The organism is Salinibacterium sp. SWN248, from assembly GCF_015864575.1.
GTDB lineage: Bacteria > Actinomycetota > Actinomycetes > Actinomycetales > Microbacteriaceae > Rhodoglobus.
In genome coordinates this window covers 225,165-246,669 of record NZ_JADYWW010000002.1, presented here as the reverse complement: position 1 = coordinate 246,669, position 21,505 = coordinate 225,165, and the positions used below count along the sequence as shown (strand labels likewise).

Sequence of the window (21,505 nt, the reverse complement as noted above, 5' to 3'; positions counted from 1 at the left end):
GCCTCGTCGGTGCGAGAGAATAGGAACCATGGCGTCCACTGTTAATCCTCCCCGCGGCATGCGGGATTTCCTTCCCGCAGAAAAAGCTCAGCGCGAACGTGTGCTCGGTGTGATCCGGGCGAGCTATCGCGCTCACGGTTTCGACGAGATCGAAACGCCCGTGATGGAAGACAGTTCACGCTTGCACGCCGGTTTGGGCGGCGACAACGAGAAGCTCGCATTTGCTGTCATGAAGCGTGGGCTCACGAGTGAGAAGCTGCAGGCGGCATCCGATGCGCTTGAACTCGCTGACCTCGGAATGCGGTTTGACCTCACAGTGCCGCTCGCTCGTTTCTATGCCACGCACCGTCCCGAGTTGCCGAAGGTCTTCCGGGCGATTCAGATGGCGCCCGTCTGGCGTGCCGAGCGCCCGCAGAAGGGGCGTTACCGCCAGTTCGTGCAGTGCGACATTGACATTATGGGCGAGGCCGGGCCCAGCGCCGAGATCGAACTGATCACCGCCACGGCTGCCACGCTCGATGCCCTCGGCATTGACGGGTGCACCATTCGCGTGAACGATCGTCGCCTGCTCACGAGTTCGCTCAGCATCCTCGGCTTCCCCGCGAAGGAACACGAAGCGGTGCTCATCACGGTCGACAAGCTCGATAAACTCGGTGCTGACGGCGTCGTCGCTGAGCTGCGCGAACGTGCCTTCCCCGATGGTCCGGTGGCGGCGCTCGCCGAATTCCTGACGCGTCCGGCCCCCGAAACTACTCCTGAGTTCAGCGCGGATGCCATCCGTGCCGCTCTGCCCGCAGGCGTCACCGAGGAGGTCATTCTCGAACTCGCGGCGATCGGCCAGGCGGTTGAAGCGGGCCGCGGCGACTCCGGCTCTCTCATTGAGTTTGACCCGTGGTTGGTGCGGGGGATGGGCTACTACACGGGCGCAATCTTTGAGGTCGCGCATCCGTCGCTCGGGTATTCGCTTGGTGGCGGTGGCCGCTATGACGGAATGATCGGCCGTTTCTTGGGCAGCGATGTGCCCGCTGTGGGATTCTCGCTCGGCTTCGAACGCCTTGTCGATCTGGTCGAGCTCGGCGATGCCGCCAATGACGACCAGCTCGCCCTGGTCTATGACGCCGATGTGGATGCTGCGACCCTCGTGCGCTTGCAGGCGGCACTTATTCGGGATGGCAAACGCGTGCGACTCGAAGCTCGACCGAAGAAGTTGCCGCAACTTCTCGACCAGCTGAAGGATGCCGGTTTCACCAGTTTCGCAACGGTCCGTGCCGAAAACGTGAGTTTTGATAGCCTTGAGTTCAAGCCGCTGGGTGGCTAGCGGAACATAGCCTTCGAGGGAGAAGTCGTGAACGTCAGAACAACACCCATTCTTGTTTTTGTGGGCGTGAGTTTTGGGCTCGCGTGGCTCTTTGCCCTTCCTCTCTGGTTCACGGGCGGTCTCGAGAATCCGTTCTTCACCGTGTTTGCCCTCGCGATGATGTTTACGCCGGCGATCGCGGCGCTCGTGGTCGTCTTCTTTGTCGAGAAGCATCCGGATGCGCGTTCTCGACGCGCGGCGCTGGGGCTGGGTTCGGTGCGCCCCGTCGGCCGGTTCCTGCGCTACTTGGCGTTGGCGCTCGTCGTTCCACCCGCCTTGATCCTGGCGGCGCTCGTCGTCGGTGCGATCGTGGGGGTCTACCCCGCCGACTTTGTGAACTTCTCCGGCTTCCAAGCGATGGTCGATAGCCAGCTCGCAGCGCTTGGCGAAGAGCCGCTGCCGGTTCCGATTGGCCTGTTGGTCGCGCTGCAGTTCGTGAACGTGTTGATCGGTGCGGTCATCAATACGATTCCTGCGTTCGGTGAAGAGCTCGGCTGGCGCGGCTGGCTGTTGCCCAAGCTGCTGCCCCTCGGCATCATTCCGGCCATCCTCATCTCGGGAGTGATCTGGGGCCTGTGGCACGCCCCGCTCATCCTGCTCGGCTACAACTACCCTGGTGCTCCCGGCTGGCTCGCCCTCACCGCCATGGTCGGCATGACGATCGTCGTTGGCGGTGTGTTCGCGTGGCTGCGCATCCGTTCGGCATCGGTGTGGCCTGCCGCCTTGGCTCACGGTGCCTTCAACGCAGCAGCTGGTTTTTCGATCATTTTCATCATGGTTGGCGAGTCTTTCGACCCCCTTCAGGCCAGCATTTTGGGGTGGACCGGATGGCTCGTCCCGATCCTTCTCGTGATCGTCCTGGTGGTCACCGGGCAGTTTCGCTCGCCAGCCCCGTCACCGACTGTTAGCCGTAACGAGTCAGCGCCCGTCGCTGGCGCGGAGTAGGCTTTCACACGGACATCCACCACTTCCAGTCCAAACAAACTTTCTTTAAGGAGACCCCCTGTGGCTTTGATCGAAGCAGTTGGCGCCCGCGAAATTCTTGATTCCCGTGGTAACCCCACGGTCGAGGTTGAGGTTTTGCTCGACGACGGCGTAGTTTCCCGCGCCGCAGTTCCTTCGGGAGCATCCACTGGCGCATTCGAGGCTTACGAGCTTCGCGATGGCGACAAGGACCGTTACCTCGGCAAGGGCGTTCAGAAGGCCGTTGACGCGGTTATCGATGACCTCGGCCCCGCAATCGAAGGCCTCGACGCCTCCGACCAGCGCCTCATTGACGCTGAGCTCATCGCCGTCGACGGTTCCGAGAACAAGAAGAACCTCGGCGCTAACTCGATCCTCGGTGTGTCCCTCGCCGTAGCGAAGGCTGCTGCTGACTCGGCAGACCTGCCCCTCTTCCGCTACCTCGGTGGCCCCAACGCTCACGTGCTTCCCGTGCCGATGATGAACGTCATTAACGGTGGCTCGCACGCCGACAGCAATGTCGACATCCAAGAGTTCATGATCCTCCCGCACGGTGCAGACACCTTCAGTGAAGGCCTTCGCTGGGGCGTTGAGACGTACCACGTGCTCAAGGGACTGCTCAAGAGCAAGGGCCTCAGCACCGGCCTCGGCGACGAGGGTGGCTTTGCCCCCGACCTCTCCAGCAACCGCGCTGCACTCGACCTGCTCATGGAAGCAATCGAGAAGGCTGGCTTCACGCCGGGCAAGGACATCGCTGTTGGCCTCGACGTTGCTGCAACCGAGTTCTACAAGGACGGTTCGTACACGTTCGAGGGCGCCTCGAAGTCGGCTGGCGACATGAGCGCGTACTACGCCGAGCTCGTTGCCGCGTACCCCCTCGTATCGATCGAAGACCCGCTGGACGAAGACGACTGGGAAGGTTGGGCTCAGCTCAACGCCGAAATCGGTTCGAAGACTCAGATCGTCGGAGACGACCTGTTCGTCACCAACCCGAAGCGTCTCGCCAAGGGCATCGAGCTCGCCACGGCAAACTCGATCCTCGTCAAGGTGAACCAGATTGGTTCGCTCACCGAGACCCTCGACGCTGTCGCAATGGCTCAGCGTGCCGGCTACACGGCGGTTATCTCGCACCGTTCAGGCGAGACCGAAGACACCACGATCGCTGACCTCGCGGTAGCGCTCAACACCGGTCAGATCAAGACCGGCGCACCGGCTCGCTCCGAGCGCGTAGCAAAGTACAACCAGCTGCTGCGCATCGAAGAAGAGCTCGGCGATGCCGCTGTTTACGCTGGTCGCACCGCCTTCCCGCGGTTCAACGGCTAGCGCCCATCAGCGTCGTCTAGCATCGAACGCATGGCTAGGCGAGTACGAGCAAAAAAGGTAGCGGTGTCGCTGCCCGAGGAGAGCGCGCCCGAACACTGGTTGCGCACGATCCGCTTCTCGGGCTTCACCGTGCTCATGCTTGGTTTGCTCATACTCGCCGTCATCGTTCTTGCGCCCAACTTGCGCATTCTGATCGAGCAACAGCAGACCATTGCGCAACTGCAGTCTGAAGTAGAAGAGGCTCAAGAGTCTGTCGACAGCCTTACCGAAAACGTTGCCCGCTGGGATGACCGCGCCTACATCGAGTCCCAAGCCCGCGACCGGCTGTACTACGTGTACCCAGGCGAAGTGAGCTACCTGGTGACCGGTGAAGCGGCCGATGTCACCACCAATGATGGTGTTCCGGTGAGCGCGACCATCCAAACCACCCAGATTGATTGGGTGCAAACTCTCGTATCGTCCATTTACACTGCTGGTCTCACTGAAGACGCGCCCGACGAGCTGACCGCCCCCGTGATTGAAGGACCCAAGCAATGACCACCCCACCGTTTGACGCCGTCAGCGATGAAGATGTGCGCATTGTGTCGCTTCAACTCGGCCGCCCCGCTCGCGACGTGATCGGCATTGCCTCGCGCTGCGTGTGTGGAGCTCCCACTGTCGTGTCAACGAAACCGCGCCTGAGCGATGGAACACCGTTCCCCACGATCTATTACCTGTGCCACCCGGCGGCCACGGCATCCGTGTCGACGCTTGAAGCTGAGGGCCAGATGCCTGAACTTGCAGCAATGCTTGAGGGTGAGATCGCTGCGCAGTATCAGGCTGCCCACGAGGCCTACATTGCCGACCGGGATGGCATCGAGGTCGTTCCCGAGCTGGCCGGCGTTTCTGCTGGCGGCATGCCCACACGAGTGAAGTGCTTGCACGCTCTCGTCGGGCATTCACTGGCAGCAGGCCCTGGCGTCAACCCGATCGGCGACATTGCTCTTGAGCGCGCCTCGTGGAGCCCGACCGTGTGCCAGTGCCCCGACTATTCAGAGGTGGCCAGCGATGGCACCTCCGCGACGACAAACGCCTCAGCGAAGGCGGCGGGGGAGACACGGCAGTGAAGCGGTGGGCTGCTGGCGCGATACTGATGGCGAGCCTCGCTTCGCTATTGGTGGCGACTCCTGCCCACGCGGATGCGGTGCGCGACCAGGAATATTGGCTTCAGGAGTACGGCATTGAAGCCGCGTGGAAAACCACCAAGGGCGCCGGCGTCACGATCGCGGTGATCGACACTGGTGTTGACGGCTCGGTGAAAGAGCTCGTCGGTGCTGTCACGGGGGGAACAGATTTCTCGGGCCAGGGTTCCCCTGATGGTCAAACGCCGGTAGGCGACGACAACCCGGCCCACGGCACACTCGTGGCGTCGCTCGCTGCTGGCCGTGGCACCGGCACGGGCGCTGGCGTGATTGGTGCGGCTCCCGCAGCTAACATTTTGGCGATCTCTATCGGCTTCACGGGTGGTCCGATCAGTTCGGATGACCAGATCGCTCAGGCAGTTCGCTATGCGGTCGATCAGGGCGCTGATGTCATCAACCTGTCGCTGACCCGCGAGACTCTCGACTGGCCGCTCAGCTGGGACAGCGCGTTCTTGTACGCAATGGACAATGACGTTGTAGTCGTGGCGGCGGCGGGCAACCGTGGCAGCGGAACCGCCTCGGTGGGGGCGCCCGCGACGATGCCCGGCGTTCTGACCGTTGCGGGTGTCGATGTCAACGGCGTCGCGAGTTTCAACGCCTCCACTCAGGGCATCACGATTGGTGTGGCCGCGCCAAGCGAAGACCTGGTCGGCGTCGCTCCCGGCGGTTCGCACGTTTTGTGGAACGGCACCAGCGGGGCAACCCCGATTGTGGCCGGTGTCGTTGCGCTCGTGCGTGCCGCGCATCCTGAACTGGATGCGAACAACGTCATTAATCGCATTGTGTCGACGGCACATGACACGGGTGCTCCCGGCGCAGACGCGATTTACGGTTTCGGACTGATCGATGCAGAAGAAGCGGTGACAGCAAACGTTCCGCTCGTCGACGAGAACCCGATGGGCAGTCTCGCGGAGTGGATCACGATCTACCGTCGCGCGGCGTCAACGCCGATTCCGGTGCCGAGCTTTAGCCCGACGGCTACGCCGATTCCTGAGGTGGCTCCGGATGTCGCGGGGCCGGTCAGTCCGCTTGGAACTGTGCTCCCTACCGTGAGCATGCTTCGCAATGTGGGCGTACCACTTGCAATTTATGCGATTTTCTTGATGATTTTGGCCGGTTCGGGCGTCTTAGCTTGGCGTCGGTTTAGGAGTCTGCGCGAGACAGAGTAAGTTTGGTGGCGAACTTCCCTTTTAGGAGACTCTAACTCGTGCCAAAAATCTTGATTGTCGGCGGCGGTTACGCCGGTTTTTACACTGCTCGTAAGCTCGAAAAGTGGCTGCGTCGCGGCGAAGCTGAGGTCACCATGGTGGACCCTCTTCCCTACATGACGTACCAGCCTTTCTTGCCTGAGGTTGCAGCAGGCTCCATTGAGCCTCGCCACGCGGTTGTTCCGCACCGTCGCCACCTGAAGACCACCAAGGTCGTCACGGCGAAGGTCACCGGAATCAACCACGAGGCGAAGACTGCAACGATTCAGCCTGAAGTGGGTGACTCGTGGGAGATCGACTACGACCTCGTTGTCGTTACCGCTGGCGCCGTTTCACGCACCTTCCCGATCCCGGGCGTTGCTGACGAAGCCATCGGCATGAAGACGATCGAAGAGGCTGTTGCCGTTCGTGACCGTCTTCTCACCAACTTTGACAAGGCATCCAACCTGCCTGCAGGCCCCGAGCGCGACCGTCTGCTGACGTTCGTCGTTGTCGGTGGCGGCTTCGCCGGTATCGAAGCCTTCGGCGAAATGCGCAGCCTTGCCTCGTCACTGCTGCCGCTCTACCCGAGCCTTAACTTCGAAGACACTCACTTCCACCTCATCGAAGCCATGGGCCGCATCATGCCCGAGGTCTCGCTCGAGACGAGCAAGTGGGTTATCAAGAACCTCGCCGACCGTGGCGCACAAATCCACCTCGACACCCAGCTGAAGTCAGCTGTGGATGGCGTGGTTGAGTTGTCGACCGGTGAAAGCTTCGAGTCAGACACCATCGTGTGGACCGCTGGCGTTATGGCCAACCCGGTCGTGCGCAGCACTGACCTTCCCATTGAAGAGCGTGGACGCATCCGCGTACAGGCAGACCTCCGTGTCATCAACGATGACGGTGTTGTCGAGGGTGCCTGGGGTGCCGGCGACGTGTGTGCTGTTCCTGACCTCACCGGTGGTGGCGTTGGCGGCTTCTGCGTTCCGAACGCTCAGCACGCTGTTCGCCAGGCCAAGCTCATGGCCAAGAACATTGTGGCTTCGCTTCGCGGCGAAGAGACCAAGGACTACTTCCACAAGAACCAGGGTGCCGTTGCCGGTCTCGGTCTTTACCACGGCGTTTTCCAGTCGGGCAAGATCGCGGTCAAGGGTTTCCCGGCGTGGTTCATGCACCGTGGCTACCACGGCATGGCGATGCCAATGTTCGAGCGCAAGGCTCGCGTCTTCAGCAACTGGATCACGAACTTCTTCTGGGGTCGCGACACCATTTCGCTCGAGGCACGCGTAGAACCGCGCCGCGCATTCGAAGAATTCGCTTCACGCCCCAAATAGCGTGACTGCATGCTCCACGCGAAAGCGTGGGGCGTGCCCCGATAGCCCAATTGGCAGAGGCAGATGACTTAAAATCATCACAGTCAGGGTTCGAGTCCCTGTCGGGGCACTGTGTTGTTAACGAACTGAAGGCGGTCGCAATGCGGCCGCCTTCAGTCGATTAACGGGGTGCTCAGGCGGGAAGGATCTCCGCGAGTAGCGTCTGGATGCGCGCCTTGATGTCATCGCGGATAGGGCGAACCTCTTCAATGCCCTTGCCGCGAGGGTCGACGAGCTCCCAGTCTTCGTAGCGCTTGCCGGGGAAGATGGGGCAGACGTCGCCGCAGCCCATCGTGATGACGACATCCGAGGCCTGCACCTGGTCGGTCGTCATGAGCTGGGGGACCGCCTGCGAGATGTCGATGCCCTCTTCAGCCATCGCGGCGATGGCGGTGGGATTGATTTCGTTGCCGGGCTCCGAGCCGCCCGAGCGAACCTCGACGGCACCGTTCGAGAGCGCCGTCATGTAGCCGGCGGCCATCTGGGAACGGCCTGCATTGTGGATGCAGACGAACAGAACGACGGGCTTAGTGGCAGGGGCAGTGTCGGTAGTCATAAGCAAAGCATAGATGAATATCTATGCTTTGTGCGAGCGGTGCGGACGCGGGAACGCGATAGTTCACTCAGCGTTTACCGGTGGAAGTGAGCGAAGCAGTTCGCGCACTCGGGCGTCGACGTCGTCCCGCACGGCTCGAACGCCATCCATCGCCATATCGGCGGGGTCGGGCAGTTCCCAATCGAGGTAGCGGCGGCCGGGATAGATGGGGCAGGCGTCACCGCAGCCCATCGTGATCACGATATCCGCCCCGCGCACAACCTCATCGGTGAGGGGTTTGGGATACTCGCCGTCGACCGAGACGCCGATTTCGTCGAGGGCGGCCACGATCTTCGGGTTGATCGACTCGGTCGGTTGTGAGCCGGCGGTCAGCACGCGAACTCGATCTCCGGCGAGGGAGCGGAGGATGGCGGCAGCCAGTTGGGATCGTCCAGCATTCTGCACGCAGACGAAGAGCACATCAATGGGCGTGGAAATGGTGCGACCGTTCAGGGTGGTGAGTGAACTCGATGCGGCATCCGCCTCGGCCAGTGAGCCCAAGCGGTCGGCAGCGAAGCGCGATGTATGAGACGACAAGTGGCGATCGCGCGGAGCGCCCTGGCGCAGAAGCTCGTAGCTGCTCGCGACGTACTCGGCCACGGTCTCACGGGAGAAGACTCCGGTGAAGCGCAGCGCGAGGTCATCGGTGATGCGCGCGAGGATCGCGGGGTCCACCTGAGTGGGGCTGGCGTCGGAGGGGGAGTGCTGCACAAAATCAAACACATCGGCAAGGCGCGACGGCACGAGTGAGTACCAGACCTGGCGCCCCTCTTGAGTGCTCTGCAGGATGCCGTCGGTTGCCATGATGCGCACGTGGTGGCTCACGGTGGGCTGGGTGAGGCCGAGGCGGGCGGCAAGGTCGGTGACTCCGCGGCGGCCATCGGCGGCATCCATGATGAGACGCAAGATCTGCACCCGGGTGGGGTCGGCGATCGCGCGCATGCTCTGGGCGATACGTTCGGCTACCGCGCGTTCGCTTTCGGGGGCGGAAGCAGGTGACTCGGTCGCAGGCATGACAGTCAGTCTAAGCGAGGACGCGCGATTCATAGACAGTTATCAATGTTTCGGTATGATCGCCGAATGACCGCGCCTCGCACCTTCGCTCTTGCCCGCCGCCTGACCGCAGAATTTGTCGGAAGTGCAGGGCTCGCTGCCGTCGTCATCGGGTCGGGCATCGCTGCCCAACAGCTCTCGCCGGGCGACACGGGGCTGCAACTTCTCGAGAATGCTCTCGCGACCGCCTTCGGCCTTGGCGTGCTCATCCTCGTCTTCATGACAGTCAGCGGTGCGCACTTCAACCCCGTCGTCTCCATCGTCGACTCGCTGAGCGGGCTGCGGTCGTGGCGCGACACAGCGTTCTACATTCCCACTCAAATCATCGGGTGCATCGCCGGCGCGATCCTCGCCAACCTCATGTTTGCGCAGGCCGCGGTCACGTTCAGCACCACTGTGCGCCTCACCCCCGGCCACTTTCTCAGCGAGGTCGTCGCCACCGCCGGACTCATCGTCGTGATCTTCGCTCTTGTGCGCACGGGGCGTGCAAACCTCGCCCCGATCGCCGTTGGCACCTATATCGGCGGCGCCTATTTCTTCACGAGCTCCACGAGCTTCGCCAACCCGGCCATCACCATCGGTCGGATGTTCAGCGACACATTTGCGGGAATCGCCCCGGGCTCGGCCCCCGGTTTCATCGCGGCCCAGCTGCTCGGTGCAGCGATCGGCTTCGGTCTCGTGCGGTGGGTATTTCCCGAGCGCCGAATCGCGTAACCTCAAGCAGATAGATTCTCAATTTATGGTGATGGGGTCACGATGATCGACAACTTCAATGTGTGGCACCTCGTCATCGTCGCGACGCTGATCCTGCCCTACGCTGCGAGCGTCTGGGCAATTATCGTCACCGCCCGCGAGACGACCCTGTCGATGTTCTTTCTGCTCCTGTGGGCCTTCGTGCTGCTCGCGATTCCCTATTTTGGGCTCATCGCCTGGGTGTTCTGGTGGAACGCCGGAAAACGTAGTCGCGCGAACCGCAATTCCTAGTCGCGCAGCGGTGATCCGACGACCTCGAAGCGGTTGCCGCCCGTCTCGCCACTCAGCAGCGGCATCGCCTCCTTGATCGCGGCCTGCACGCTCGCTAGTTGCAGCGAGAGGGCATGGGCTTCGGCGGATTCCCACAGCTCGGAAACGAACACGGTGTCGGGATGCTCGTCGCTCACGCCAACCTCGTAGCAGAGGCATCCGGCGCTATCCAGATCGGTGCTGCGCCGCGTGAGAATGGCGACAACCTCATCGCGGTGGCCGGGCTTCACTCCGAGGGTGCCTACGTTTACGAAAGTCATGGCTCCACTCAACGCCACTGGCGCGCGACGGTCAAGCGGCCATCGACGGGCCGCGCCGTGGTCCGCGCGCACGCGCGACGCGACAGCCGTAACCCAGCGCGGCCCGTTGTGCTGCGCGCCCGGTTCTGGGAAAGTTGATCCACCACGGCGCCGCTGCCCACCCGGTCGCGCTGTGCCGTGATACTCGCCGCCGTGGCCCAAAGGAATCCGTGAAGCTGCTCAGCACCCCCGCAACGCCCTGGCGCACGCCCGAGGACTATTGGCAGTCGCTCTCCGACGCGACGCTCTCGCTCGATGCTCCGTATGGGGTGCTGTCGCTCGAGGCGCTGTCACACAACGCTGCCGATATGGTTCGCCGGGCATCCGGGGTGCCGATTCGGGTGGCGAGCAAGTCGATTCGAGTTCGTGCGGTGATGGATGCCGTGCTTGAGCTCGACGAATTCCGGGGCGTTCTGGCCTACACCCTCACCGAAGCACTCTGGCTAGCCGAGACCGTCGATGATGTCGTCGTCGGCTACCCCTCGGTCGATCGCGCGGCCATCGCCGCCCTCGGCACGAGCCCGGCGCTCGCCGAACGCGTGACGCTCATGATCGACTCGGTCGAGCACCTCGACTTCGTCGACTCGGTGCTCTCGCCCCAACATCGCGAAACCATCCGAGTCTGCATCGACGTGGATGCCTCGTTCCAGTCACCGCTGCTCGGTCACGTGGGAGCGCATCGCTCGCCCGTGCGCTCGGCGGCGCAAGCGCGCACCCTCGCCAGCACCGTGGTCGACCGTGACGGCTTCACTCTCGTCGGGATCATGGCGTACGAAGCCCAGATCGCGGGCGTCGGCAACCGCCCGCCGCACAAGGCTGCCTACGGTCGCCTCCTCGATGTCATGCAGGCGGCATCCGCGAAAGAACTTCGTGAACGTCGTGGCGAGATCGTGGCGTCGGTGAGCGAAATTGCCGAGCTCGAGTTCGTGAACGGTGGGGGAACGGGCTCGCTCGAATCCACTGCCGAAGATACGTCGGTCACCGAGATCGCGGCGGGCAGCGGCCTGTTCGGTCCGCACCTGTTCGACAACTACAGCCATTTCACCCCGGCCCCGGCGGCAGCATTCGCGCTCGCCATCGACCGCAAATACTCCCTTGATATCGCCACGGTGCACGGGGGCGGTTGGATCGCCTCGGGCGAAGCGGGCGTCGACCGGATGCCCCAGCCCACGTGGCCCGAAGGCCTCAAGTATGTGCCGCGGGAGGGCGCTGGCGAAGTGCAGTCACCCCTCACGGGCGCCGCTGCCGAACACCTCGAGGTGGGCGACCGCGTGTGGTTCCGTCATACCAAGGCCGGCGAGCTGTCTGAGCATCTCAACGAATTCGCGGTCGTGGCCGATGGTCGCATCGTCGACACGATTCCGACCTACCGCGGCGAAGGCAAAGCCTTCCTGTGACGACTCCCGAGTGGATGCCGCCAGCCGAGCGCCGCGCGTCGAGCCCGACTCCGGCATCCTTGAGTCCCGGTTCCGTGTGGCGCAATTGGGGCCGTTCTGAGCATTCGCATCCCGAATTTGTGGCGCGTCCGGAGAGCGTTGACGAGGTCATCGCGGCGGTGAACTTCGCGCGCGACTCCGGCGTGACGGTCAAGGCCTGGGGTGCCGGTCACAGCTTCACCTCGATTGCCGCAACCGACGGACTGCACCTCGACGTGGGCGCGCTCGCGGGCGTGATCGCGGTCGGGGGTGCCGACGGCACGCAGCCCACCCACGTCACGCTCGGTGCCGGCACCTATCTCTTCGAGCTTCCGGCTCTGCTCGAACCGCTCGGGCTCGCCCTCGCCAACATGGGCGACATCGACCGCCAGACGATTGCCGGCGCGATTTCCACCGGCACCCACGGCACGGGGGCGAAGTTCGGCGGCATCGCCACTTACGTGCGCGGCGTCACGCTCGTGACCGCCGCGGGCGAAGTGCTGCGCATCAACGCGACCGAAAACCCAGAACTGCTCCCGGCCGCGGCCCTCGGCCTCGGCGCCCTCGGCATCCTCGTCGACGTCACGATCGAGTGTGTGCCGACCTTCCTGCTGCACGCGGTGGAGCGCCCTGAACCCGCTGCCACCGTCCTCGCTGAGTGGCTGCAGCGCAGCGCCGAAACTGACCACTTTGAGTTCTACGTGTGGCCGCACACCGAGACGGCCCTCACCAAGAGCAACACGCGCTTACCGGGCGATGCGCCGCGGCATCCGCTCGCGAAGTTCTCCCGCTGGGTCGATGACGAGTTCATGGCCAATGGGGTCTTTCGCGCGATCTGCGCGGCGGGCAAAACCGTGCCCGCGATCATCCCGCCCATCAATCGTCTCGCCGTGAAGCTCTCGGGCAATCGCGAGTTCACCGACGTCTCGAGCACCGTCTTCGTCACCGATCGCACAGTCCGTTTTCGCGAAATGGAATATGCCCTGCCCATCGAGGCGGTGCCGGATGCCGTGCGCGCCATCCAGAAGCTGATCGCTGACCGAAAGTGGAAAGTTTCATTCCCCATCGAGGTGCGCTCGGCTGCTGCGGACTCATTGCTGCTGTCGACCGCGTCGGGGCGGGCCACCGGCTATGTCGCGGTGCACCGGTATTGGCGCGAAGACCCGGCCGAGTATTTTCGGGAGGTTGAGGCGATCATGATGGCCCACGATGGGCGACCTCACTGGGGAAAATTGCATAACCGGCAAGCCGAATCGCTTGCGGCGGCGTATCCGGGTTTCAATGAGTTCTTGAGCATTCGCGATCGGCTTGATCCCGGTCGCGTGTTCGCGAACGACTATCTGCGTCAAGTGTTGGGGCGGTAGCGGTTTGGGCCGGCAGGCGCGAGTCGAGCAGTACGAGAAAGGGCGCGATTATCAAAGCCATTGTGTGTGGAGCAGGAATCGCTGGACTCACGGTCGCCGGTCAGCTGGCTGAACGCGGGTGGGAGGTTGTGCTCCTGGAGGCTGCTCCCGAGCGCCGCACGCAGGGCTACATGATCGACTTCTTTGGGCCCGGCTACGACGCCGCCGAGAAGATGGGCATTCTGGATCGTTTGCGCGAGCTGCGGTACCCGATTAGCGAGGCCCGTTTTGTGCGCCCCAACGGTCGCAGTCAAGCAATTGATTATGAGCTTGTGGCGGCCAATGAGGGCGGCAAGTTGATGAGCCTGATGCGCCAAGACCTCGAACAGACTCTTTTCGACGTTCTCCCCGAGAGCGTTGAACTGCAGCTTGGCAGCGCTGTTGTCTCGGTCGAAGACCGCACCGATTACGTCACCGCGGTGCTCGCCGATGGCTCGCGCATTTCGGGAGACATTGTGGTGGCAGCGGATGGCATCCATTCGGCTGTTCGGCATGATCTCTTTGGTGATTCGGCGGCGTTCGATCGCCAGCTGGGCATGCACACCTGCGCTTACACGTTCGACTCTCCACGCCTTCACGCCAAGCTCGGCGATGCGCTGATCTCAACAGATGAGTTGGATCGCATGGTCGGTTTGTATGGATTGCGCGATGGCAGGGTGGCGCTTTTCGCTGCCCACCGCGTCAACGACACGGTGCTTCCTGCCGATACGCGTGCGGCTATTCACTCTGCCTACGCGGGCATGGGCGATGACGTTGCTGAGGCGCTCGAGAAGTGCCCGGAGCCCGACAAGATTTACTACGACCAGGTTGCCCAGATCGAACTGCCCGTGTGGAGTCGTGGCCGCGTTGTCTTCGCGGGCGATGCGTGCCAAGCGGTTTCGTTGCTTGCCGGGCAGGGAGCGTCGTTGGCGATCGCAGGTGGATTGCTCTTAGCCGAGAAGATTTCGAGCGATCGAGAACTCAGCGCCACCTTCGCCGAATACGAAGAAGAATGGATGCCGGTAGTCGCCGATAAGCAGGCCGCTGGCCGTCGGGCAGCGAACGGCTTTCTGCCGCACACCACGTTCCAGCTCTGGAAGCGCCGCGCGGGCCTCGCCCTGCTGACAGCGCCGGTGATTGGCACGTTCGTCACCTCCACGATCACGGGAACTAAGATGTTCACATAGCCGGAGTAGAGCGGTGTGTCGGCCCTTTATTGGGGGTCGCAAGTGGCCCAGTTTCTCGGTGGAGGCACAGGAGCACGTTCTATAGTTGAGGCATGGAATTCCTGATCGTAATCGGCGTAATCGTCCTGCTCGCAGTCATCGTCGGCATCTACCTGTGGTCGACGTATAACTCGCTGGTCACGCTCAACGTGCGCGTTGACGAGGCGTGGAGCGATATCACGGTGCAACTCAAGCGTCGTGCTGACCTGCTGCCGAACCTCATCGAGACGGTCAAGGGCTATGCCGCGCACGAGAAGGGCGTCTTTGAGGCCGTCACGAAGGCCCGCGCCGAGTCGTTGAACGCTCAGGGTCCCGTCGATGCGGCTGCTGCCGAGAACCACATGCAGTCTGCCCTTAAGAGCATCTTTGCTGTCGCTGAGGCGTACCCGCAGCTGCAGGCCAGCCAGAACTACCTTCAGCTTCAGGGTGAACTTGTTGACACTGAAGACAAGATTCAGGCCAGCCGTCGTTTCTACAACGGTGGTGTGCGCGAGCTCAACACCAAGATCAAGATCTTCCCGAACACGTTGTTCGCGCGCAATCTTGGTTTCCACGAGCGTGAGTTCTTCGAGGTTGCGGATGCCGCATCCATCGCAGAGCCGCCGCGCGTGCAGTTCTAAGTCTTCGTCTTTCTAACCGCGTGACCAGGATGTTCTAGATGTATCGCGCCATAGCGAAAAACAAGCGCAACACCGTTCTGATCATCGTCCTGTTCGTTATCCTCATTGGGTTTCTCGGCTTTGCGCTGAGCTTCCTGATGGGTGGCGACCCGATGACAATCACGATCGGCACGATCATTGGTGCCGGTGCGTTCACGCTGATTCAGTACTACGCGGCGTCGAAGCAGGCGTTGGCAATGAGCGGCGCTGTCGAGATTCAAAAATCTGACAATCCGCGGTTGTACCGCATTGTCGAGAACCTGTCGATCACAACAGGCACGCCGATGCCGAAGGTGTACATCGTCAACGATCCGGCGCCAAACGCTTTTGCGACCGGGCGTGACCCGGAACATGCTGCTGTTGCTGCGACAACGGGGCTCCTGGATCTGCTTGACGATTCGGAGCTCGAGGGTGTGATGGCCCATGAGATGGGTCACGTGCAGAACTATGACATCCGGGTATCGATGATCGTGTTCGGTCTCGTCGTTGCTGTCGGTTTTATTTCGGACATTGCGTTGCGCTTCACTCTGTTTGGCGGTCGCGGCAATAACAACAACTCGAACCCCGTGATGATTATCGTTGGACTGGCCGCTCTCCTCATTTCGCCGCTTGTCGCGGCGGCAGTGCAGGCGTCGATATCGCGTCAGCGTGAATATCTTGCGGATGCCACGGGTGCGTTGACGACGCGTCACCCGGATGCTCTGGCTAGCGCTTTGCAGAAGCTGTCGGATTACAGCCGTCCGATGCAGAAGCAAAACTCGACGATGGCCCACATGTGGATTTCGGATCCGACGAAGCCGGGCATCATGGATCGTCTCTTCAGCACGCATCCGCCGCTCGCTGACCGCGTTGCGCGTCTCGGCAAGATCGGCGGAGGCTTCTAGCCGACGGAGCTGATTCTGGCTGCCGCAGTCGCGGCGTTCAGATGGTGCTGGCTAGCGCTGCAACTCTGCCTCGATGGCGGGGGAGAGGTTTCCGCGGCCGGTCACGGCGATCTCGCCCATGCCTTGCCAGTGCGCAATTTCGCGCAGGGTCGGCACGATGCGTTCGGCGAGAGCTCCGGTGCCGCCGGGGAGGGCGTCAAGCCCGGCTTCGTGCCACGCGGATTGCACGCGCAGCACACCCCCTTGGCGGTCCGTCTTGAGATCGATGCGGCCGACGAGAGCGTCATCCACGAGTACGGGCAGCGAGTAGTAGCCGAACTGACGTTTCGGTTCTGGCGTGTAAATCTCGATGCGGTAGTGGAAGCCGAACATGCGCTCGGCGCGTTTGCGATCCCAGACCACGGGGTCGAAGGGCGAGAGCAGGGCGACGTGTTCGATGCGGCGGGGGAGGCGGGCATCCCGATGCAACCAGGCGGGCTGCTCCCAGCCGCGCACGGTCACGGGAACAAGCTCGCCGGCATCCGCTAGTTCGGCAATAGCCGGGCGAACGTCAGCGCCTTTGAGCCGAAAGTAGTCGGCGAGGTCGGATGCCGTGCCGATACCCAGCGCCCGTGCTGACTCAGCAATCAGAGCCCGATGCGCGTCGGCGCGGGACACTTCCCGCTCGCGCAGCTCGACCGGAATGAGGTGCTCGGTCAGCGCGTAGGTGCGTTCGAAGCGGGTGCGGCCCGCGCTGACGACTTCGCCCCAGCGGAACAGCATTTCGAGGCCTTGCTTTACGTCAGACCATCCCCACCACGGCCCGGTGCGTCGGTTGGCGTCATGCTCGATCTCGCGCGCGGTGACGGGGCCGGTGGTGGCGAGTTCTTCGCGCAGCCACTGCAGCATGGGCTGGTTGTCACGCACCCATTCGTAGCGCACCGCATCGCGTTCGCGCAGCGAGTCCATCTTCCAGCGCCACAGCGGCCACGACTCGAGCGGAATGAGCGCGGCTTCGTGCGCCCAATATTCGACGTAACGACCGGGCGTGCGCGCGGTTGGCGTGCGGAACGTCAGCGCATCAAGAGCGGCCTTGTCGTAGTGGCCCAGACGGGCGAACACCGGCTGGTAGTGACTGCGCTCGAACACATTCACCGAGTCGAGTTGCAGCAGCCGGATGCGGTCGAACAGTAGGTTAAGCTGGCGCGTTCCCGCCGGGCTGGCGGCACTCGCGGTGCCGCGCCCAAAGCCTTGAGCGGCGAGCAGCACTCGGCGCGCTTGCGCTGCAGAGAGGGAATCGGCCACGGCTCGACTCTACCGAGCGGTGACGACATCCGTGCGTCTCCGCTTCTGAGCTAAAGAGCAATTGTGTTTGTGTCGTTCATCGTTCGTTTACCGGGATGACAGGAGCCGACGCATCCGGCTGCGTACCGTCAACTCCGGATCGTTTCGGTACCCTCTGCCCGTTTACAGCGCGGGCGGCTGCGACGGTCGTTGGAGGAAGTCTTGTTCACTAAGCGCACCCTCGCCGCTGTTGCACTCGTTGCAGCATCGGCGATCTCACTCAGTGGTTGCAGCACCGCTGAGGCAGCTGCTGGCGATGTTGATGCATCGACCGCCACCACCGTTGAAGACTTCGGCGGAATGGACGCTCTTGTCGCAGCCGCGCAGGCTGAGGGCGAACTCAATGTCATTGCGTTGCCTGACAACTGGGCAAACTACGGCGAGATCAAGGCTCTCTTTGAAGAGAAGTACGACATCATCGTCAACTCGGCTGACCCCGACGTGTCTAGCGCCGAAGAAATCGCCGCTGCGGACAACCTCAAGGGCCAGGACACCGCTCCTGACGTCTTCGACCTCGGAACCGCTGTCACGCTCGACAGCCTCGACTACTTTGCTCCCTACATGGTTGCCAACTGGGATGAAATTCCCGAGGGCAACAAGGAAGCAACCGGCCTCTGGGTCAACGACTACACCGGCAGCATGTCGATCGGTTATGACTCCAACTCGGTTCCCGAGCCCACGAGCCTCGATGACCTGCTCAAGGCTGACTACCGTGGCGCTGTTGCGCTGAACGGTGACCCCACGCAGGCCGGAGCGGCTTTCGCTGCTGTCGGACTCGCCACGGTTCACAGTGGTGGAACCCTCGATGACTTCACGCCCGGCATCGAGTTCTTCGAAGAGCTCAACGACGCCGGCAACTTCATCCCGGTCAACGTCACGGGAGCAACCATTGCTGCCGGCGAGACCAAGGTTGCCTTCGACTGGAGCTACAACAACCTCGCTGCCGCAGCAACGGTTGACGGCTGGAAGGTCACGACTCTTCCCGGCGCTGTGTACACGAGCTTCTACAACCAGGCCGTCAGCAAGGATGCCCCGCACCCGGCTGCTGCTCGTCTCTGGCAAGAATTCCTCTACAGCCCCGAAGCGCAAAACCTCTTCATCGTCGGTGGCGCGTACCCCGTCACGATTCAGGCGCTGCAGGATGCCGGAACCGTTGACACCGCAGCACTGGACGCTCTCGGAGCCCTCGAGGGTGAACTTGTCACCCCGACCCCCGAGCAGGCTGAAGAAAACGCAACGATCCTGGCTGAGAAGTGGGCTGCGGCAATCGGCTAACGCTGATTCCCTCACGCACCTTTAGCTAATACATCGTGTCGCTAGCCACCGCGCCAGCGCCCGAACAGGATGGTGTCGAGCTCACCGCTCGGCACCATCCTCGGGTGGCCCTGGTCAAGCCGTCGAATCGGCGTCGTCGCCTCGCTTATGCGGGGCTAACGCCGTTTGCGGCCTACGTTCTCATCTTTCTTGCCCTTCCCACCATCCTTGCGGTGGTCACGGGCTTCTTCTCCGACGACGGTTCGCTGACGTTCGACAACATCACGGGACTGTTTACCCCGACCATCCTCGCCACCTTTGGTAGCTCGTTCTGGCTCTCGGGTGTCACCGCCGTGATCGGTGCCGTTGTGGGTGCCCTCATTTGCTATGCGATGCTCGGCACCAAGGTTGGTGGCCTACTGCGTACGATCATCGAGTCGGCGGCCAGCGTGCTCGCCCAGTTCGGTGGCGTGATGCTCGCCTTCGCGTTCATCGCGACGATCGGCGTGCAAGGGCTCGTCACGGTCATTCTGCGTGACACCTTCGGCGTCGATATTTTTGCGGATGGCGTGTGGCTCTATCAGGTGCCCGGCCTCATCCTTCCCTACGTCTACTTTCAGGTTCCCCTCATGGTGATCACGTTCTTGCCCGCCCTCACCGCGCTGCGCCCGCAGTGGGCCGAAGCCAGTGCAACGCTTGGCGGCACTCGCTTCGCGTACTGGCGCCACATTGCGGCTCCCGTGCTCGCCCCGGCGTTCCTCGGCTCGCTACTGCTGCTCTTTGCCAACGCCTTCTCGTCGTTCGCCACGGCCGCTGCGCTCATCAGCCAGGGCTCGCAAATTGTGCCCCTCCAGATCCGTGCGGCGCTCGTCAGCGAAACCGTGCTCGGCCGCGAAAATATGGCGGGCGCTCTTGCGCTCGGGATGATCGTGGTCATGGTCGTCGTCATGTGGGCGTACTCCGTGCTGCAGGCTCGCACCTCGCGGTGGCAAAAGTGAGCGCCGACGTGGCCGCGCCGCTGAGCCCCGTGGAGTCCGCTCCCGCTTCAGCGCCCGCAGAGCGGCGCCCGAAAACCGCGAACCAAGCCGTGCGCATCGGAGCCGAACCGAGCACGCTTGCCCGCCGACTCATCCTCGGCATCATCGGCGGCATCTTCCTGATCCCCGTGATCGCGATGATCGAGTTCACCTTCCGCAACGGCCTCGCCGGCGACTACACGACAAGCCACTGGACGGGACTCTTCAGCGAAGACAGCGCCCGCACCTACCGCGGTCTGTATCAGGCGATCGAGAACTCGCTCGTGCTCGCCGCCGTTACCGTCGCCATCGTGCTCGTGTTGCTGCTGCCGACGATGGTGCTCGTGCACATGCAGTTCCCGCGCCTCAAGCGCACCCTCGAATTCATCTGCATCATCCCCATCACGGTGCCCGCCATCGTGCTCGTCGTCGGTCTCGCGCCGGTGTACTCGGTGGTCGTGCAAGTGCTCGGCGGCTCCACCTGGACTCTGGCCTTCGCCTACGGCATCACGGTGCTGCCGTATGCCTACCGCGCCATTCAGGGCAACCTCGATGCGATCCCCGTGAAGACTCTCAGCGAAGCGGCCAGCACGCTTGGTGCCGGCTGGCTGACCGTGCTGTGGACGATCCTGCTGCCGAACCTGCGCCGGGGAGTGCTCGCGGCATCCTTCATCTCGATTGCGGTTGTGCTTGGCGAGTTCACCATTGCGAGCCTGCTCAATCGTCGCAACCTGCAAACCGCGCTGCTTCAGGTCTCGCAGTCCGACCCCTGGGTTGCTGTGATCTTTGCGCTCGCAGCCCTTGCCCTCGCTTTCGTCTTGCTGCTGATCATCGGCCGCCTCGGATCAGCAACGCCCTCTAGGAGAAAATCATGACCGCCACGTTTACTATGACGGGCCCCACCGCCACCCACACGCCGACTGCGGGAGCAACCGTTCAGCTCAGTGCCGTCGTGAAGGCTTTCTCGGGCCACACCGCGCTCAACAGCATCGACCTCGACGTTGCCCCCGGCGAACTTGTCGCGCTGCTCGGTCCCTCCGGCTGCGGCAAGACCACCGCGCTGCGCAGTATCTCCGGGCTTGAGAGCATCGACAGCGGTCGCATCGTGATCGATGGCGTGGATGTCGCAGACACTCCCACGAATAAGCGCGACATCGGGATGGTCTTTCAGGCCTACTCGCTGTTCCCGCACATGACGGTGCTCGAGAACGTGGAGTTTGGCCTCAAGATGCGCAAGGTTGCCGCCGCTCGTCGCCGCGAACGCGCCCTCGAGACCCTGGACATGGTCGGTCTCACGAAGCACCAAGACCGCTTCGCCCACCAGCTCTCGGGTGGTCAGCAGCAGCGTGTTGCTCTCGCCCGTGCCCTCGTCACGCGCCCCCGAGTGCTGCTCCTCGATGAGCCGCTCAGTGCCCTCGATGCCAAGGTGCGGGTGCAGCTGCGCGAAGAGATTCGTCGCCTGCAAACCGAACTCGGCATCACGACCGTCTTCGTGACCCACGACCAAGAAGAGGCGCTCGCCGTCGCCGACCGCGTCGCCGTCATGCGCGACGGTCGCATCGAACAAATCGGCACGCCAGAAGAGCTCTATGCGACGCCAGCCAATGCCTTCGTCGCCGACTTTGTTGGTCTCAGCAACCGGATGCCCGCCGAGCTGATTGACGGCCAAGTCACCCTCCACGGCTGTAGCCTCAACCTTCTCGGCGACCCCATGCCCGATGGCCCCGTCATTGCGCTCGTTCGCCCGGAAGACATCGCCCTCTCCACCGACGGAATCGCCGGCACGGTCATCTCGTCGAGCTTCCTGGGCTCCCTGCGCCGCACGCGCGTGCGACTCTTCGACGACACGGTCGTTGCCATCCAGCATGAGGTGGAGCGGCATCCGTTGCCCGGTGAGGCCGTCACGGTGCGGCTCAAGGGCGCACCCGTGAGTGCACTGCCTCCCAAGGTGAAGAAGTAGCGGCCACACGCGATCGAATTGGGGCGCAG

Annotated in this window: 22 protein-coding genes and 1 tRNA gene; 19 read left to right on the top strand and 4 right to left on the bottom strand. The window is 62.8% G+C overall.

Annotated elements, in window-relative coordinates:
* Positions 1–28 precede the first annotated feature (28 nt).
* The 8 genes from hisS (at position 29) to I6E73_RS11050 (ending at position 7,457) form a co-directional block, all read left to right on the top strand.
* Complete coding sequence (gene hisS, locus I6E73_RS11085) at positions 29–1,318, top strand: histidine--tRNA ligase (RefSeq protein ID WP_197125579.1); 1,290 nt, start codon at positions 29–31, stop codon at positions 1,316–1,318.
* Positions 1,319–1,345: 27 nt separating this feature from the next.
* Positions 1,346–2,302, top strand: a complete 957-nt coding sequence (locus I6E73_RS14900; protein WP_307784298.1) for a CPBP family intramembrane glutamic endopeptidase — start codon at positions 1,346–1,348, stop codon at positions 2,300–2,302.
* A 60-nt stretch (positions 2,303–2,362) separates the two neighbouring features.
* Positions 2,363–3,643 (top strand): phosphopyruvate hydratase, encoded by a 1,281-nt coding sequence (gene eno / locus I6E73_RS11075; protein WP_197125577.1) that lies wholly within the window; start codon positions 2,363–2,365, stop codon positions 3,641–3,643.
* Positions 3,644–3,673: 30 nt separating this feature from the next.
* Entirely contained in the window at positions 3,674–4,180 is a 507-nt protein-coding gene (locus I6E73_RS11070; RefSeq protein WP_231600902.1) for a septum formation initiator family protein, read from the top strand.
* The gene (locus tag I6E73_RS11065; protein WP_197125575.1) at positions 4,177–4,749 is read left to right on the top strand and encodes a DUF501 domain-containing protein; all 573 of its coding nucleotides are present in this window, start codon (positions 4,177–4,179) and stop codon (positions 4,747–4,749) included. The genes I6E73_RS11070 and I6E73_RS11065 overlap by 4 nt, the downstream gene beginning before the upstream one ends.
* The gene (locus tag I6E73_RS11060; RefSeq protein WP_307784297.1) at positions 4,746–5,993 is read left to right on the top strand and encodes a S8 family serine peptidase; all 1,248 of its coding nucleotides are present in this window, start codon (positions 4,746–4,748) and stop codon (positions 5,991–5,993) included. The genes I6E73_RS11065 and I6E73_RS11060 overlap by 4 nt, the downstream gene beginning before the upstream one ends.
* Positions 5,994–6,031: 38 nt before the next feature.
* Complete coding sequence (locus I6E73_RS11055; RefSeq protein WP_197107494.1) at positions 6,032–7,348, top strand: NAD(P)/FAD-dependent oxidoreductase; 1,317 nt, start codon at positions 6,032–6,034, stop codon at positions 7,346–7,348.
* A gap of 35 nt (positions 7,349–7,383) precedes the next feature.
* Positions 7,384–7,457: transfer RNA gene (locus tag I6E73_RS11050), tRNA-Leu, on the top strand.
* A 63-nt stretch (positions 7,458–7,520) separates the two neighbouring features.
* Here I6E73_RS11050 and I6E73_RS11045 read toward each other — a convergent pair.
* Both I6E73_RS11045 and I6E73_RS11040 read right to left on the bottom strand, forming a co-directional pair.
* Entirely contained in the window at positions 7,521–7,943 is a 423-nt protein-coding gene (locus I6E73_RS11045; RefSeq protein ID WP_197125573.1) for an arsenate reductase ArsC, read from the bottom strand.
* 63 nt (positions 7,944–8,006) lie between these two features.
* Complete coding sequence (locus tag I6E73_RS11040) at positions 8,007–8,996, bottom strand: metalloregulator ArsR/SmtB family transcription factor (protein ID WP_197125571.1); 990 nt, start codon at positions 8,994–8,996, stop codon at positions 8,007–8,009.
* 66 nt (positions 8,997–9,062) lie between these two features.
* Here I6E73_RS11040 and I6E73_RS11035 point away from each other — a divergent pair, with 66 nt between their 5' ends.
* Both I6E73_RS11035 and I6E73_RS11030 read left to right on the top strand, forming a co-directional pair.
* Positions 9,063–9,749, top strand: a complete 687-nt coding sequence (locus I6E73_RS11035; protein WP_197125562.1) for an MIP/aquaporin family protein — start codon at positions 9,063–9,065, stop codon at positions 9,747–9,749.
* Positions 9,750–9,791: 42 nt separating this feature from the next.
* Entirely contained in the window at positions 9,792–10,019 is a 228-nt protein-coding gene (locus tag I6E73_RS11030; protein ID WP_197125560.1) for a hypothetical protein, read from the top strand.
* Here I6E73_RS11030 and I6E73_RS11025 read toward each other — a convergent pair.
* A complete protein-coding gene (locus tag I6E73_RS11025; RefSeq protein ID WP_197125558.1) occupies positions 10,016–10,318 on the bottom strand; it encodes a putative quinol monooxygenase in 303 nt (100 codons plus the stop codon). The genes I6E73_RS11030 and I6E73_RS11025 overlap by 4 nt on opposite strands.
* Before the next feature lie 209 nt (positions 10,319–10,527).
* Here I6E73_RS11025 and I6E73_RS11020 point away from each other — a divergent pair, with 209 nt between their 5' ends.
* The 5 genes from I6E73_RS11020 to I6E73_RS11000 all read left to right on the top strand — a co-directional run bounded on the left by I6E73_RS11020 (position 10,528) and on the right by I6E73_RS11000 (position 15,923).
* Entirely contained in the window at positions 10,528–11,754 is a 1,227-nt protein-coding gene (locus I6E73_RS11020; RefSeq protein ID WP_197125556.1) for an amino acid deaminase/aldolase, read from the top strand.
* On the top strand, positions 11,751–13,136 hold the full coding sequence (locus I6E73_RS11015) for a D-arabinono-1,4-lactone oxidase (protein WP_374189168.1): 1,386 nt from the start codon (positions 11,751–11,753) through the stop codon (positions 13,134–13,136). Before I6E73_RS11020 ends, I6E73_RS11015 begins: the two co-directional genes overlap by 4 nt.
* Before the next feature lie 62 nt (positions 13,137–13,198).
* Positions 13,199–14,341: an FAD-dependent monooxygenase gene (locus I6E73_RS11010; protein WP_197125554.1), complete on the top strand. Its 1,143-nt coding sequence runs from the start codon at positions 13,199–13,201 to the stop codon at positions 14,339–14,341.
* Between the two features lie 92 nt (positions 14,342–14,433).
* Complete coding sequence (locus I6E73_RS11005) at positions 14,434–15,000, top strand: LemA family protein (RefSeq protein ID WP_197107474.1); 567 nt, start codon at positions 14,434–14,436, stop codon at positions 14,998–15,000.
* A 38-nt stretch (positions 15,001–15,038) separates the two neighbouring features.
* A complete protein-coding gene (locus I6E73_RS11000) occupies positions 15,039–15,923 on the top strand; it encodes a M48 family metalloprotease (RefSeq protein ID WP_197125552.1) in 885 nt (294 codons plus the stop codon).
* Positions 15,924–15,974: 51 nt separating this feature from the next.
* On the opposite strand, the gene I6E73_RS10995 is transcribed toward I6E73_RS11000, so the two are convergent.
* The gene (locus I6E73_RS10995) at positions 15,975–17,207 is read right to left on the bottom strand and encodes a winged helix-turn-helix domain-containing protein (RefSeq protein WP_197125548.1); all 1,233 of its coding nucleotides are present in this window, start codon (positions 17,205–17,207) and stop codon (positions 15,975–15,977) included.
* A 201-nt stretch (positions 17,208–17,408) separates the two neighbouring features.
* Here I6E73_RS10995 and I6E73_RS10990 point away from each other — a divergent pair, with 201 nt between their 5' ends.
* Genes I6E73_RS10990 through I6E73_RS10975 form a run of 4 tightly spaced genes read left to right on the top strand, consistent with a single transcriptional unit; the run spans position 17,409 to position 21,476 of the window.
* The gene (locus I6E73_RS10990; RefSeq protein WP_197125547.1) at positions 17,409–18,521 is read left to right on the top strand and encodes an ABC transporter substrate-binding protein; all 1,113 of its coding nucleotides are present in this window, start codon (positions 17,409–17,411) and stop codon (positions 18,519–18,521) included.
* A gap of 35 nt (positions 18,522–18,556) precedes the next feature.
* Positions 18,557–19,498 (top strand): ABC transporter permease subunit, encoded by a 942-nt coding sequence (locus tag I6E73_RS10985; RefSeq protein ID WP_197125546.1) that lies wholly within the window; start codon positions 18,557–18,559, stop codon positions 19,496–19,498.
* A complete protein-coding gene (locus I6E73_RS10980) occupies positions 19,495–20,391 on the top strand; it encodes an ABC transporter permease (RefSeq protein ID WP_197125545.1) in 897 nt (298 codons plus the stop codon). Before I6E73_RS10985 ends, I6E73_RS10980 begins: the two co-directional genes overlap by 4 nt.
* The gene (locus tag I6E73_RS10975) at positions 20,388–21,476 is read left to right on the top strand and encodes an ABC transporter ATP-binding protein (protein WP_197125543.1); all 1,089 of its coding nucleotides are present in this window, start codon (positions 20,388–20,390) and stop codon (positions 21,474–21,476) included. Before I6E73_RS10980 ends, I6E73_RS10975 begins: the two co-directional genes overlap by 4 nt.
* Positions 21,477–21,505 lie beyond the last annotated feature (29 nt).

Bases quoted from the DNA above. Each gene is read 5' to 3' on its own strand.
- hisS (WP_197125579.1), top strand. From the start codon at position 29: ATGGCGTCCACTGTTAATCCTCCCCGCGGCATGCGGGATTTCCTTCCC.
- I6E73_RS11070 (WP_231600902.1), top strand. From the start codon at position 3,674: ATGGCTAGGCGAGTACGAGCAAAAAAGGTAGCGGTGTCGCTGCCCGAG.
- I6E73_RS11065 (WP_197125575.1), top strand. From the start codon at position 4,177: ATGACCACCCCACCGTTTGACGCCGTCAGCGATGAAGATGTGCGCATT.
- I6E73_RS11045 (WP_197125573.1), bottom strand. From the start codon at position 7,943: ATGACTACCGACACTGCCCCTGCCACTAAGCCCGTCGTTCTGTTCGTC.
- I6E73_RS11040 (WP_197125571.1), bottom strand. From the start codon at position 8,996: ATGCCTGCGACCGAGTCACCTGCTTCCGCCCCCGAAAGCGAACGCGCG.
- I6E73_RS11035 (WP_197125562.1), top strand. From the start codon at position 9,063: ATGACCGCGCCTCGCACCTTCGCTCTTGCCCGCCGCCTGACCGCAGAA.
- I6E73_RS11030 (WP_197125560.1), top strand. From the start codon at position 9,792: ATGATCGACAACTTCAATGTGTGGCACCTCGTCATCGTCGCGACGCTG.
- I6E73_RS11025 (WP_197125558.1), bottom strand. From the start codon at position 10,318: ATGACTTTCGTAAACGTAGGCACCCTCGGAGTGAAGCCCGGCCACCGC.
- I6E73_RS11005 (WP_197107474.1), top strand. From the start codon at position 14,434: ATGGAATTCCTGATCGTAATCGGCGTAATCGTCCTGCTCGCAGTCATC.
- I6E73_RS11000 (WP_197125552.1), top strand. From the start codon at position 15,039: ATGTATCGCGCCATAGCGAAAAACAAGCGCAACACCGTTCTGATCATC.
- I6E73_RS10975 (WP_197125543.1), top strand. From the start codon at position 20,388: ATGACCGCCACGTTTACTATGACGGGCCCCACCGCCACCCACACGCCG.